The sequence below is a fragment of the Caballeronia sp. ATUFL_F1_KS39 genome, from assembly GCF_023630985.1.
GTDB lineage: Bacteria > Pseudomonadota > Gammaproteobacteria > Burkholderiales > Burkholderiaceae > Caballeronia > Caballeronia zhejiangensis.
Map to the genome: position 1 here is coordinate 1 of NZ_JALQDZ010000094.1, position 269 is coordinate 269.

At 58.7% G+C, this 269-nt stretch carries 1 pseudogene; it reads right to left on the bottom strand.

The features are described 5' to 3' along the window. A pseudogene (locus tag NCR93_RS31710) lies at positions 1 to 269 on the bottom strand (sodium:solute symporter); the annotation flags it as partial.

Sequence of the window (269 nt, forward strand, 5' to 3'; positions counted from 1 at the left end):
TCACAGGAATGAGCCATATCGCCGCGATCACGACGATATAGATCATGATGTCTTTCACGAAGGCTATCATCGCGGGCGCGCGCAGGCCGCTCGTATAGGTATAGAGCGCGAGAATCACGAATGCGATGATAAGCGGCAGCTCGCCCGTCACGCCAAGGCCCTTGATCACCACTTGCATGCCGACGAGTTGCAGCGCGATATAAGGCATCGTCGCAACGATGCCCGTGACCGCCACCGCCGCCGGAAACCACTTGCCGCCGTATTCACCC